9 protein-coding genes are annotated in these 13902 nt (G+C 61.4%); 7 read left to right on the plus strand and 2 right to left on the minus strand.

Annotated elements, in window-relative coordinates:
* The first annotated feature begins 88 nt into the window (after positions 1-88).
* From DJ564_RS05060 to DJ564_RS32745, 4 genes are all read left to right on the plus strand, one after another.
* A complete protein-coding gene (locus tag DJ564_RS05060) occupies positions 89-2296 on the plus strand; it encodes a DUF1631 domain-containing protein (protein WP_109627918.1) in 2208 nt (735 codons plus the stop codon).
* A gap of 64 nt (positions 2297-2360) precedes the next feature.
* The gene (gene ampD / locus DJ564_RS05065; protein WP_109627919.1) at positions 2361-2936 is read left to right on the plus strand and encodes a 1,6-anhydro-N-acetylmuramyl-L-alanine amidase AmpD; all 576 of its coding nucleotides are present in this window, start codon (positions 2361-2363) and stop codon (positions 2934-2936) included.
* A complete protein-coding gene (ampE, locus tag DJ564_RS05070; RefSeq protein WP_109627920.1) occupies positions 2933-3769 on the plus strand; it encodes a regulatory signaling modulator protein AmpE in 837 nt (278 codons plus the stop codon). The genes ampD and ampE overlap by 4 nt, the downstream gene beginning before the upstream one ends.
* A 1620-nt stretch (positions 3770-5389) precedes the next feature.
* Complete coding sequence (locus tag DJ564_RS32745; protein WP_371922074.1) at positions 5390-6094, plus strand: methyl-accepting chemotaxis protein; 705 nt, start codon at positions 5390-5392, stop codon at positions 6092-6094.
* A gap of 35 nt (positions 6095-6129) precedes the next feature.
* Here the strand turns inward: DJ564_RS32745 and DJ564_RS05080 are convergent, their stop codons facing one another.
* Both DJ564_RS05080 and cra read right to left on the minus strand, forming a co-directional pair.
* Positions 6130-6906 (minus strand): TatD family hydrolase, encoded by a 777-nt coding sequence (locus DJ564_RS05080; protein WP_109627922.1) that lies wholly within the window; start codon positions 6904-6906, stop codon positions 6130-6132.
* A 3-nt stretch (positions 6907-6909) separates the two neighbouring features.
* Positions 6910-7905 (minus strand): catabolite repressor/activator, encoded by a 996-nt coding sequence (gene cra / locus DJ564_RS05085; protein ID WP_109627923.1) that lies wholly within the window; start codon positions 7903-7905, stop codon positions 6910-6912.
* 291 nt (positions 7906-8196) lie between these two features.
* On the opposite strand from cra, the gene ptsP reads away from it, so the two are divergent.
* From ptsP to DJ564_RS05100, 3 genes are read left to right on the plus strand one after another with little or no spacing between them, the layout of a single operon-like run.
* Complete coding sequence (gene ptsP, locus DJ564_RS05090) at positions 8197-11058, plus strand: phosphoenolpyruvate--protein phosphotransferase (RefSeq protein ID WP_109627924.1); 2862 nt, start codon at positions 8197-8199, stop codon at positions 11056-11058.
* On the plus strand, positions 11058-11999 hold the full coding sequence (pfkB, locus tag DJ564_RS05095; RefSeq protein ID WP_109627925.1) for a 1-phosphofructokinase: 942 nt from the start codon (positions 11058-11060) through the stop codon (positions 11997-11999). The genes ptsP and pfkB overlap by 1 nt, the downstream gene beginning before the upstream one ends.
* A gap of 11 nt (positions 12000-12010) precedes the next feature.
* A complete protein-coding gene (locus DJ564_RS05100; RefSeq protein WP_109627926.1) occupies positions 12011-13750 on the plus strand; it encodes a PTS fructose-like transporter subunit IIB in 1740 nt (579 codons plus the stop codon).
* The last annotated feature ends 152 nt before the right edge of the window (positions 13751-13902 follow it).

A 13902-nucleotide genomic window follows, 5' to 3' on the forward strand; every position in this document is an offset into this window, starting at 1 on the left:
AGATAATCCGCCTTGCTTTTGACGTCATGGCTTTGACGTGCTCTTGGGTTAACGACTATTCGCAGAATCACCGTTTCAGGAGGCTTGGATGCACAATGACGGGAATGTAGTGCCTTTGCACAAGGCGACTACCGAACAGGCGACGCAATCGCCGCTCGCCCGCCTGCCGGTGATTCTGCTTCAGGTTCGCGACAAGGCCACTCAACAGCTCAGGCACGGTTTACAGGAACTGTTTGATAACGCTGACGACACGCTGTTCGAAATGGCCGATCGCGCCCGCAACGACGTCGAGCAGAACCTCTTCTTCGAAGCCATGCGCGACTTGCGCCTCAAGCGAAAAAGCATCGAGCGCGGTTTTCTCGAACAATTTTTCGAGGCGTTCGTCAGCCTCTCGCAGTACGACAACCCCCAGGCAGCCTTGCCTCAGGCATTGGTGGTCGATGCCGATGCTTTGCCCAATGACGATCTGGAGCGTAGCGTCGCGGTGGAGGCCATGGTCAGCAAGGTGCTGAATCGCGACGGCTTTGCCCTTGACCAACTGACGGCCCGACTCAGCGCTCTGCTGGGCAAGGCGCTGGACAATCAGCACAACCCGTTGGGACCGGAAAGGCTCTGCGAGTATTTCTTGCAGGCCTGGCGCAACCTGGGGGTGGAGATCAAGGTCAAGTTGATCATCCTCAAGCTGTTCGACCGCTACGTGCTCAGCAGCGCGGATCAGTTGTACGCTGAAGCCAATCAACTGCTCATCGCTACCGGCGTGTTGCCCGACCTCAAGCCTGCTCCCACGCGGCGAGCCAGCGATCATGCAGCCGCCAGCGCGCATGCCGAACCAATCGAAGTCGGCATCCATTCAGGCGAGACGCCGATCGACGACGGCGTGCAGGAAGTCTTTGCCGCGTTGCAGGAACTGTTGTTGCATGTGCGCGGCAGCGTCGCACCGACCCTCGACGCCAGCACCCAGACCCAACCCATTTCCACCCGCGACCTGTTGCGCCTGCTCTCGCACTTGCAGCAATACGTGCCGGCGCTGGCGACCCAGGACGACTTCGATCTGCGCAATCAGCTCGAACAACTGCTGACCCGGGTCAGCGTCAAAAGCGGCAAATCGCGCGTGGTCGGTGTAGCTGACGAAGACGTGATCAACCTTATTGCGATGCTCTTCGAATGCATCCTTGATGACCGCAACTTGCCGGACTCTCTCAAGGCGCTGATCGGTCGATTGCAGATCCCGATGCTCAAGGTTGCGGTGCTCGACAAGAGCTTCTTTAGCCGCGCCAGCCACCCGGCCCGGCGCCTGCTCAACGAAATCGCCGCTGCCGCAATGGGCTGGGGAGCGTGCGACGACCATGAGCGTGACAGCCTGTACGTGCGCATTGAACAAGTAGTGCAGCGCCTGTTGAACGACTTTGCTGACGATCCGGCGATCTTTTCCGAGTTGCTCGCCGATTTTCTCACGTTCACCAGTGATGAGCGTCGCCGCAGTGAATTGCTGGAGCAGCGCACCCGTGACGCCGAAGAAGGCCGAGCCCGGACCGAACTGGCGCGCCAGCGTGTCGAGCAGGCGCTGAATCAGGCGTTGTTGGGCAAAGTGCTACCCCAAGGAGTGGTGGTTTTCGTCCAGGACGCCTGGGGCAAAGTGCTGTTGTTGACCTGCCTCAAACACGGTGATGCGTCGACTCAATGGCAGGCCGATGTGCAGACCATGGAGCAATTGATCTGGAGCGTGCAGCGCCATGACGAGCCCGATGCCGGCCTGCGTTTATTGGCGCTGGTGCCCGGATTGCTTAAGGCCTTGCGCGACGGGTTGAGCCGCTCGGCGTTCGATCCGTTTGCCACCAGTGAATTTTTCAGTGAGCTGGAAACCTTGCACGTGCAACTGTTCGAGCGTCCGGGCCAGGCAGTTGCACAGTCCATCGAGCCGCCGGTGATGGTCGAAGTGCTGCAGCACATCGTGCTGCGAACCGCCGACGAGGGCCCGGTAGATGTTGTGTCGGTGCGGTTGCCTGCAGACGATGTCGGATTGCTTCAGGTCGATCGACTGCGTCCGGGTAGTTGGGTCGAGTTCCAGGAAGACGATGAAAACACCCTGCGCTGCAAGCTGGCTGCAATCATAGAAGCCACCGGGAAATACATCTTCGTCGACCGCACCGGCATGAAAGTGCTGGAGCGCAGCCGCACCGGCCTGGCCCTGGAATTTCGCCGTGGCGCGGTGCGGGCGTTGGACGACACGTTGCTGTTCGACCGGGCGCTGGAATCGGTGCTGGGTAATCTGCGGCGTCTCAATCGCGGCAAGTGATCGCGCCCCGAGGGTCTATCGCGGCATACTGGGCGCCAACACAGTCGTCGTTGAAGGAACCTGTATGCAGTTGGACCCCGCGAGCGGTTGGTGTCAGGGCGTGCGTGTATGCCCATCGCCCAACTTCAATGCGCGCCCCTCGAACGAAATTTCCCTGCTGGTGATCCACAACATCAGCCTGCCGCCAGCGCAGTTTGCCACCGGCAAGGTGCAGGAATTTTTCCAGAATCGTCTGGATGTCACGGAGCATCCCTACTTTGAAGGGATTGTTGACCTGCGGGTGTCTGCGCACTTTCTGATCGAACGTGACGGTACCGTCACTCAGTTTGTCTCTTGTCTGGAGCGCGCCTGGCACGCCGGTGTCTCGAGTTTCGAGGGGCGGGACACCTGTAATGATTTTTCCGTGGGCATCGAGCTTGAAGGCACGGATGATTTGCCTTTTACCGATGCTCAGTATCAAGCGTTGACCAAGCTGACCCGACAGCTGCAAAGCACGTTTACGGCGATCACACCGCAGCGCATCTGTGGGCATAGCGACATCGCACCGGGGCGCAAGACGGACCCGGGACCCGCGTTCGACTGGGCACGCTATCGCGCCGCCCTGGCAAAAGCCGCTTTGGAACAAGAGGAAGGACAATGAGTTTTCTGGTGTTGCTGTTGGCTGTCTGGATCGAGAAGTTCTCGGCCCTGCGCCATCGGGTTCAACGTGACGGCGGTTGGGTGCGTGAGCTGAACAAGCTGGAAGTCAGCCCGCGTCTGATCGATCAGCCATGGCTGATATTGGTGGTGCTGGTGTTGCTGCCGGTAGCGCTGTTGGGTTTGTTGTTGGTGGTGCTGGAACCAGTGGCCTATGGGTTGCTGGCGTTGCCGGTGCACTTGCTGGTGGTGATTTACAGTCTGGGTCGCGGCGATCTGCTGGCCGGCCTTGGGCCGTTTCGTGATGCCTGGCGCCGGGAAGACCTGCAAGCGGCTGCCCATGTGGCGAAGCGCGACCTGGACATCTGCGCCGATAGCGGCGAGCAACTGCTTGAGCGGGTTGAAGGCCATTTGCTGTGGGAGGCTTACCAGAGCTTTTTTGCGGTGATTTTCTGGTACTTCGTGCTGGGCCCGGTCGCCGCCCTTAGCTACCGGCTGCTGGCGCTGGCCGAAGAACACGGGCAGAACCCGGCCGTGGTCGAACGCGCGGCGCAGTTGCGTCACGCGTTTGATTGGGTGCCGGTGCGTCTGCTGGCGGCCAGTTTCGCGCTGGTCGGAAACTTTGTGGCGGTCAGCCGGGTGATGTTGCATGAACTGCTGAACTGGAACATCAGCGCCGCTCAGTTGATCGAGAAGGTCGGGCTGGTGGCCGGTGAAATTCCCGCACCGGTCGTCGGACCGGATGGCATCAACAGCCTCGACCGGATCTGGGAGTTGCTGCTGCGTGCGGCGGTGCTCTGGTACGCCGGTTTTGCGTTGTGGACAGTGTTGCCGTAGCGCTGAAGTGAACACCATTGTGGCGAGGGGGCTTGCCCCCGTTCGGCTGCGGAGCAGTCGTAAAACCTGCGATTCGGTTTCACAGAACGAACGCTGGGGGACGCTTCGCGACCCAGCGGGGGCGAGCCCCCTCGCCACAGGGATATCAATCGTCCCAAGTGCGCATCCTGCCGTTAACCTTAAGTTACAAAACCCCCTGCCGATTTAAGCTATACAGGGATAGCGCTGAATAGTGGCTATCTGCCGTCGACCTGCGCCTGCCAATAAAAATAAGAATCAAAAGGGAGACTTCCAGTGAAGAGCTTGCTCTATCCCGCCGTCGCGCTGATGAATCGCCTGAGCTTCGGCATGAAGTTCAGCCTGATCAGTGTGCTGTTCCTCGTGCCGATGCTGGTGACCAACTTCTATCTGGTTCGCGATTCCTATCGTGAATTCCAGGGCACCCAAGTCGAGTTGCAAAGCCTTGACCTGCTCGGCAGCAGCCTGACCCTGCGGCGTGATCTGGAAACACTGAACAACCTGGTGCAGATCAACGTCACCCTCGGCCAGTCCGGCAAGGCCGGCAATGTCGAGACCAAGATCAGCGCCCTGGAACAAAGTGTTCTGGCTCGCCTGCAAGGGCTGATGGCGATGACCACGGACCCGGAGCAGATCACGGTGTTCGATGGCAAGCGCGATGAAATGATCGCGGCGTTCAAGGCCCAGCAAGCGGAAACATCCCTGCAAAGTAAAAGTGCGCTGATCGGCAAACTGCTCGGCAACGCGCAGATTTTCAGCCAGATCATCGCCACTCAAGCCGGTCTGAGTCGCGACAGTCAAAGCGACATGCGTCAGCTCAGCGAGCTCATTACCAACGTCACTCCGCCTGTTACTCAGCTTCTGGGCGACGGTCGGGCGATGGGTTCCTATTCGCTGGGGCAAGGTTTTCTGAATTCGTCGTCGAGCACCCGATTCGATGAGCTGCTGGCGCAAATCGAAAAGCTCCAGGGTGAGTACAGTCTCAAGCTCAATGACGCATTGGGCTCCAGCAAGGCTGCGCGTGAAACCCTGGCGGCACAGGCCGAAAGCAGCAAGGCCTCGCTGAAAAAGGCCAGTGAACTGTTCGAAGAACAGGTGGTGATGGCCGACACCCTCGATGCGCCGTGGCAGGCTTTTTACGACCAAGTCACCAGCCTGATGGAACAGACCTACCAACTCAACGAAGCCACTCTGACTTTTCTCGGCACTCAGTTGCAGCAGCGACTGGAGCAGAATCGCACCCATATGGTCTTGCAGGCCGTGGCGCTGTCGGTGGTGTTTGTGTTGATTTTCTACCTCTACGGCGGCTTCTACGCCTCGACCCGCACCACCCTCAAACGCCTCGGCGCGACGCTGGACAAAGTCGCAGCGGGCGACATGACCGTCACGTTCCGCGCCGAAAGCCGCGATGAGTTGGGCGAGTTGGGCGAGGTGTTCAACGGCACCGTGAAGAAAATCCATGACCTGATCGAACGCGTTGGCCAAACCGTGAATGAGGTCGAGCGCCAGGCTGGGCAGGTCGAAAGTGTGTCTGCCCAGAGCAACCAGGCGGTGGCGGGGCAGCGCTCGCAGATTGAGCAGGTCGCCACAGCCATGAACCAGATGTCGGCCACTTCACTTGAGGTGGCGCGCAGTGCCGCCGCGGCGGTCAGCAGCGCTCACAGTGTCAACGACGAGACCATCAGCGGTCGCGGCCTGGTGGCGTCCCAGCAGGGCAGCATCGCGCAACTGGCCAGTGAGATCGATCAGTCGGTGCGGGTGGTCAACCAATTGGCCAGCGACAGCCAATCCATCAGCCGCGTGCTGGAAGTGATCAAAAGCATCGCCGAGCAGACCAACCTGCTGGCGCTCAACGCCGCGATCGAAGCTGCTCGGGCCGGTGAACAGGGGCGTGGTTTTGCGGTGGTGGCCGATGAGGTCCGGACCCTGGCCAAGCGCACCCAGCAATCGACCGAAGAAATCGAGCAGATGATCACCAAGCTTCAAAATGGTGTCGGCGCGGCGGTGAAAGCCATGGGCGTCAGCCACCAAGTGGCCGATGGCACCGTCGGGCAGTCGGAAAAGGTCCAGCAGGCGCTGGAAAACATCCTCGGCGCGGTCGGCATGATCGTCGACCAGAACCAACAGATCGCCGCAGCCGTGGAGCAGCAGACCGCAGTGGCCCACGACATCGACCAGAACATCGTCGAGATCAACCGCGCGGGTGAACGCACCGCCGAAGGGGCGCATCAGACCGAGGATGCCAGCCGTGCGCTGTCGGCCCAGGTGGTGGAACTCAAACAGCTGATCAGCGCGTTCCGGGTCTGAAAACACCGCTCACACAGGGTTTTGTGCAAGGCGGATTACCAGTTGAACAGCTCACAGGCATTGGCCGTGCTGGCGGCAGCCAATTGTTCAGGGCTGATCGACATGATCCCCGCCAGTGCCGAGCAGATTGCCGGCAAATGCGCCGGGCTGTTGCGTTGGCCGGGAAACATGGCGGGCGCCATGTCCGGTGAGTCGGTTTCCAGCACCACCGACTCAAGGGGCAGCTCGGCGAGCACGCGGTGCATGCGCAGCGCCTGCGGCCAGGTCGCGGCACCGCCCAGGCCGAGTTTGAAACCAAGCTTGATGTACTCGCGCGCCTCTTCCTTGCTGCCAGCGAAGGCATGAATGATGCCCGCGCGTTTCAATCGAAACCGTTTGAGCGTGGCAATCACCGCGGCATGGCTGCGCCGCACATGAATCAGCGCCGGAAGATTGAAGTCCACCGCCAGTTGCAGTTGCGCGTCGAACAACGCTTGCTGGCGCTCACGGTCGAGGGTTTCGATGAAGTAATCCAGACCGATTTCGCCCACGGCACACAATTGCCGATGACCCGCCAAGCGGGTCAGCCAGGCACCGAGTTCGGACAAGTCTTCAGGACGATGCTGATCCAGATACACCGGATGCAACCCGAACGCCGCATGCAGATCGGGATCGCTCTGCACCAGGTCCCAGACCCGCTGCCAATTCCCCTGATACACCCCCAGCACCACCATCCGCCGCACCCCGAGGGCGCGGCTTTCGGCGAGCAGCGCCGGGCGGTCCTCGTCGAAGTCCGGAAAATCCAGATGAGTGTGGCTGTCGATCAGCTCCACGGTTCAATCCTGGCGAATACGCTGCTTGAAGGTCCGCGCGATGGCTTGCACGCCGGGTTGGTAATCGGACTGCTCGATGGCGGCCAATGCCAAGGCCAGCGCCTTGTCGGCAATCAACTGATGCTGCTGGGCCATGGCGTTGACCGGCAGCGGCAGGAAGTCCAGTAACTGCGTGTCGCCGAAGGTGCCGAGGCGCAGCGGACGGGTTTTCAGCGGGTAATCGTGCAAGGCATCGAACACGCCTTGAAGCAGCACGTAGGACGTGGTCACCAGCGCATCCGGCAAATGCCCCAGGCGCTGCAGCAACTCTTCCATCAACTGTTTGCCGCACTCGCGGCTGAACGACTCACCGTGCTCGATCAGCACCTCGCCTTTGAACCCGGTCAACGCTTCCTTGAACCCGGCAGCCCGTTCCTGGCTGATGCTCAGCTCGGGACGGGCGCCGATCAGCGCGATTTGCTTGGGCAGTGGATCGAGCAGACTGCGGGTCAGTTGCAGGCTGGCCTCGCGATCATCGCTGATCACCGAGCAGAAATGCTCAGGTTCCATCACCCGGTCGATGGCGATGATCGGAATGCCTTTGGCTTGCAGCTGACGGTAGCTGTCGTCACCGGCCGGCAGGCAACTGGCGACGATCAACGCATCACAACGCCGGGCGCGGAACAGTTGCAACAATTGCCGTTCGCTGTCCGGCGCATCGTCGGAACTGGCGATCAGCAATTGATAACCGCGAGCCCGGGCACCTTGTTCCAGCAGTTTGGCAATGCGGGCGTAACTGGGGTTTTCCAGGTCCGGCAGAATGAAGCCCAAGGTGCGGGTATGCCGACTGCGCAGTCCTGCCGCCTGGGGGTTAGGTGTAAAACCATGTTGTTCGACGACCGCACGAACGCGCTCGACGGTGGCACTGCTGATACGTTGCTGTTCGGCCTTGCCATTAATGACATAACTGGCGGTGGTAACGGACACACCGGCCAACTGTGCGATATCACTGAGTTTCAACTCGGGATTTCCTTGTTTTTTCGAGCTTGCCCCGACATTTTCGCCAATCCTACCCGATTCGGGCAGACGACCATCGTCACAACGCTTCCGACAAGTTGGACTTCAAGGATGGGACATAATCGAGTAACGTGCCAATCATTCTAGATTAAACGTTTCAGCAAGCGTATTTTCTACGTTATAAGCGCATTTGGCCGGTTCTGCCGCGAAACCGCCAAAAGTGATGACTAAGCGCCTAAGCTGGAATCATTCAAAACAATACCTGGCGCCAACAGACGCCAAAAAGGAGAAAGCATGCTCGAGCTCACCATAGAGCAGATATCCATGGGCCAGTCGGCTGTGGATAAGTCCGACGCGTTGCAATTGCTGGCCCGGCATCTGGTCACCGATGGCTTGGTGGCCGAGGGTTATCTCGCCGGTTTGCAGGCGCGCGAAGCCCAGGGCTCGACCTTTCTCGGTCAAGGTATTGCCATCCCCCACGGCACGCCGGAAACCCGCGATCAGGTTTTTTCCACCGGTGTGCGGTTGATGCAATTCCCCGAAGGCGTGGACTGGGGCGACGGTCAGATCGTCTACCTGGCGATTGGTATCGCCGCCAAATCCGACGAACACTTGCGATTGCTGCAATTGCTGACCCGCGCCCTCGGTGAAACCGACCTGGGGCAGGCCCTGCGTCGCGCCGGTTCCGCCGAAGCCTTGTTGAAACTGCTGCAAGGCGCACCGCAGGAACTGGCGCTGGATGCACAGATGATCGGCCTCGGTGTTTCCGCCGACGACTTCGAAGAACTGGTCTGGCGTGGTGCGCGTTTGCTGCGTCAGGCCGATTGCGTCAGCAACGGGTTCTCCGCCGTGTTGCAGCAGGTCGAAGCGCTGCCGCTGGGCGATGGCTTGTGGTGGCTGCACAGCGAGCAAACGGTCAAGCGTCCGGGCCTGGCCTTCGTCACGCCGGATAAACCGATGCGCTACCTCGGCCAGCCCCTCAGCGGCCTGTTCTGCCTGGCCAGCCTCGGCGAGGCGCATCAGGCTCTGCTCGAACGTCTTTGCGCGTTGCTGATTGAAGGTCGTGGCCACGAATTGGGCCGCGCCACCAGCAGCCGTAAAGTCCTCGAAGTGCTGGGCGGTGAACTGCCGGCGGATTGGCCGAGCGCGCGCATTGCGTTGGCCAATGCCCACGGTTTGCATGCTCGCCCGGCGAAGATCCTCGCGCAGTTGGCGAAAAGTTTTGAAGGCGAAATCCGCGTGCGCATCGTCGATGGCCAGGACAGCGCCGTGTCGGTGAAGAGCTTGAGCAAATTGCTCAGCCTCGGCGCCCGTCGCGGTCAGGTGCTGGAGTTCGTCGCCGAACCGAGCATCGCCGCCGACGCGTTGCCAGCCTTGCTGGCCGCCATCGAAGAAGGCCTCGGTGAAGAAGTCGAACCGTTGCCCGCCGTGAGCCAGCAGCGCGAAGTGTTTGCTGATGTGGCGCAAGTGCTTCTCGCGCCAGCGTCCGGCAGCCAGGTCCAGGCGATTGCCGCTGCACCGGGCATCGCCATCGGCCCGGCGCATATTCAAGTGCTGCAAACCATCGATTATCCGCTGCGAGGCGAATCTGCGGCGATCGAGCGCGAGCGTCTCAAACTAGCGCTGGAGCACGTGCGTCGCGACATTGAAGGCCTGATTGAACGCAGCAAATCCAAGGCCATTCGCGAGATTTTCATCACCCACCAGGAAATGCTCGACGACCCGGAATTGACCGATGAAGTCGACACCCGCCTCAAGCAAGGCGAAAGCGCCGAAGCAGCGTGGATGGCGGTGATCGAAGCGGCGGCCAAACAACAGGAATCGTTGCAGGACGCCTTGCTCGCCGAACGTGCCGCCGACTTGCGCGACATCGGCCGTCGGGTGCTGGCGCAACTCTGTGGCGTCGAAACCCCGAGTGAACCCGATCAGCCATACATTCTGGTGATGGACGAAGTCGGCCCGTCCGACGTTGCCCGTCTCGACCCGGCTCGCGTGGCCGGCATTCTCACGGCCCGCGGCGGCGCGACCGCTCACAGCGCGATTGTCGCCCGGGCGCTGGGCATTCCGGCCTTGGTCGGCGCCGGTGCAGCGGTGTTGCTGCTGGCGCCGGGCACGCCGCTGCTGATTGACGGACAGCGCGGTCGCCTGCACGTGGACGCCGACGCGGCGACCCTGCAGCGCGCCACCGAAGAACGCGACACCCGCGAGCAACGCCTCAAAGCCGCCGCCGAACAACGCCATCAACCGGCACTAACCACTGACGGCCACGCGGTCGAAGTGTTCGCCAACATCGGCGAAAGTGCAGGTGTGACCAGCGCGGTGGAGCAGGGTGCCGAAGGCATCGGCTTGCTGCGCACCGAACTGATTTTCATGGCCCATTCCCAGGCGCCGGACGAGGCCACCCAGGAAGTCGAATACCGCCGCGTCCTCGATGGCCTGGCCGGGCGTCCCCTGGTGGTTCGCACCCTCGACGTCGGTGGCGACAAACCGCTGCCGTACTGGCCGATCGCGAAAGAAGAAAACCCGTTCCTCGGCGTGCGTGGCATTCGCCTGACCTTGCAGCGTCCGCAGGTCATGGAAGCGCAGTTGCGCGCCTTGCTGCGTGCTGCGGATAACCGCCCGCTGCGGATCATGTTCCCCATGGTCGGCAGCGTCGATGAATGGCGCCAGGCCCGGGACATGACCGAACGCCTGCGTCTGGAAATCCCGGTCGCGGACCTGCAACTGGGGATCATGATCGAGGTGCCATCGGCGGCCTTGCTGGCGCCGGTGCTGGCCAAGGAAGTCGACTTCTTCAGCGTCGGCACCAACGACCTGACCCAGTACACCCTGGCCATCGACCGCGGTCACCCGACCTTGTCGGCTCAGGCGGACGGCTTGCACCCGGCGGTGCTGCAATTGATCGACATTACCGTGCGCGCGGCCCATGCCAACGGCAAGTGGGTCGGCGTGTGCGGCGAGCTGGCGGCCGATCCGCTGGCGGTGCCGGTGCTGGTCGGGCTGGGCGTGGACGAACTCAGCGTGTCGGGCCGCAGCATTGCCGAGGTCAAGGCGCGGATCCGCGAACTCAGCCTCAGCCAAACCAAAATTCTCGCCCAACAGGCCCTGGCCGTGGGCAGCGCCAATGAAGTGCGCGCATTAGTGGAGGCCCTGTAATGGCCAAAATCCTGACCCTGACGCTCAACCCGGCGCTGGACCTGACGGTGCAATTGCCGCGACTTGAACCCGGCCAAGTCAATCGCAGCGACGAGATGCACACCCACGCCGCCGGTAAAGGCGTGAACGTCGCGCAGGTGCTGGCCGACCTCGGGCATCAGCTGACGGTCAGCGGGTTCCTCGGTGAGGACAACCTTCAAGCGTTCGAAACCCTGTTCGCCAAGCGCGGTTTTGTCGATGCGTTCATCCGGGTGCCCGGTGAGACGCGCAGCAACATCAAACTCGCGGAAAACGACGGTCGGATCACCGACATCAACGGTCCGGGGCCGATGGTCAATGAGGCGGCGCAGCAGGCGTTGCTGGATCGACTCGATCAGATCGCCCCGGGTCATGACGCGGTCGTCGTGGCCGGCAGCCTGCCGCAAGGGATCAGCCCGCAGTGGTTGCAGGCGTTGATTGAACGTCTGAAAACCCTCGGTCTGAATGTCGCCCTCGACAGCAGCGGTGAAGCATTGCGCGCCGCACTCAAGGCCGGCCCGTGGCTGATCAAACCGAACACTGAAGAGCTGGCCGACGCGCTCGGCTGCGAGGTGATATCGGTGGCGGCACAAGCCGAAGCGGCGAGCCGTTTGCACGCTCAAGGCATCGAGCATGTGGTGATTTCCCACGGTGCCGACGGCGTGAACTGGTTCAGTGTCGGCTCGGCGATGCACGCCACGCCGCCCAAGGTCAGCGTCGTCAGCACCGTGGGCGCAGGCGATTCGTTGCTGGCCGGCATGCTCCACGGTTTGCTCAGCGCCGACACGCCTGAACAAACCTTGCGCACCGCCACGGCGATTGCCGCGATGGCGGTCACGCAGATCGGTTTCGGTATTGGCGATGTCGCGCAGTTGGCGCGGCTCGAACAGGGCGTGCGCATTCGCACCCTGACAGAACAATAAGAGGGTTTGTCATGAAGTTAGCCATTGTTACGGCCTGCCCGAACGGCATGGTCACCAGTGTGCTGTGCGCCCGCTTGCTTGATGCAGCGGCCCAGCGTCAGGGCTGGAGCACCAGCGTCGAAGTGGTGGATGCCGCGCATCCGGAACGTCAGCTGTCGGCGGCCACGATTGAAGCCGCCGAGTGGGTGTTGCTGGTCACCAGCACGCCGGTGGACATGTCGCGGTTTGTTGGCAAACGCGTGTTCCAGAGTACGCCGGCCCAGGCGTTGCAGGATGTCGAAGCGGTGCTGCGCCGAGGTGCTGAAGAGGCTCAGGTGTATGTCGCGACCGAAGCTGTCGCGCAACCTGCGGCCACCGTTCAAAACGCGCCACGTCTGGTGGCGATCACGGCGTGTCCGACCGGTGTCGCCCACACGTTCATGGCTGCCGAAGCCTTGCAACAAGCAGCCAAGCGTCTGGGGTACGACCTGCAAGTGGAAACTCAGGGATCGGTTGGTGCGCGCAATCCACTCAGCGCCGCAGCGATTGCCGATGCTGATGTGGTGCTGTTGGCCTGCGATATCGAAGTCGCCACCGAGCGTTTTGCCGGCAAGAAGATTTACCGTTGCGGCACAGGTATTGCGTTGAAGCAGGCCGAGGCGACGCTGAACAAAGCGCTGACCGAAGGCAAGCAGGAAACCGCTGCGACCGGTGCCAAGGGTCCGGCCAAGCAAGAGAAAACCGGCATCTATAAACACTTGCTGACGGGGGTGTCGTACATGCTGCCGATGGTAGTGGCGGGCGGTCTGATGATCGCCTTGTCCTTCGTGTTCGGCATCACTGCCTTCAAGGAGGAAGGCACACTCGCCGCCGCCCTGATGCAGATCGGCGGCGAGACCGCGTTCAAGTTGATGGTGCCGCTGCTGGCGGGTTACATCGCCTATTCGATCGCCGACCGTCCGGGCTTGGCACCGGGGATGATCGGTGGTCTGCTGGCGAGCACTTTGGGCGCCGGTTTTATTGGCGGGATCATTGCCGGTTTCATCGCCGGTTACGCGGCGCAGGCGATCAATCGATACGCGCGTCTGCCGCAAAGTCTTGAGGCGCTGAAACCGATCCTGATCATCCCGTTGCTGGCGAGCCTGTTCACTGGCCTGGTGATGATTTACATCGTCGGCAAACCGGTGGCCGGGATGCTTGAAGGGCTCACGCACTTCCTCGACAGCATGGGCACCACCAACGCGATTCTGCTGGGTGTGCTGCTCGGCGGGATGATGTGCGTCGACCTTGGCGGGCCGATCAACAAGGCCGCGTATGCGTTCTCGGTCGGGCTGCTGGCCTCGCAAAGTTATGCCCCGATGGCCGCGACCATGGCCGCCGGCATGGTGCCGCCGATTGGCTTGGGCATCGCCACGTTTATCGCCCGCCGCAAGTTTGCCCAGACTGAGCGCGAGGCCGGTAAGGCAGCGTTGGTGTTGGGGCTGTGTTTTATCTCCGAAGGCGCGATTCCGTTTGCCGCCAAGGATCCGTTGCGGGTGATTCCGGCGAGCATTGCCGGCGGCGCGCTGACCGGTGCGCTGTCGATGTATTTCGGCTGCAAACTGATGGCGCCGCACGGAGGGTTGTTTGTGCTGGCGATCCCGAATGCGATCAACCATGCGCTGTTGTATTTGCTGGCGATTGTGGCCGGGAGTTTGCTGACGGCGGTGGCGTATGCGCTGCTCAAGCGGCCTGAAGTCGTTGAACTGGCAATAGAGCCCGTCAGCGCCTGACACCCAACCCTGTGGGAGCGAGCTTGCTCGCGATGACGGTTTAACATTCAACGAAAATAGTGACTGTTACACCGCTATCGCGAGCAAGCTCGCTCCCACAGGGATTGCATTTTCACATCAGCGTCATGCGTACATGCTTTAGTTTTCCTTTT

It is taken from the genome of Pseudomonas sp. 31-12 (assembly GCF_003151075.1).
In the GTDB taxonomy this organism is placed as follows: domain Bacteria; phylum Pseudomonadota; class Gammaproteobacteria; order Pseudomonadales; family Pseudomonadaceae; genus Aquipseudomonas.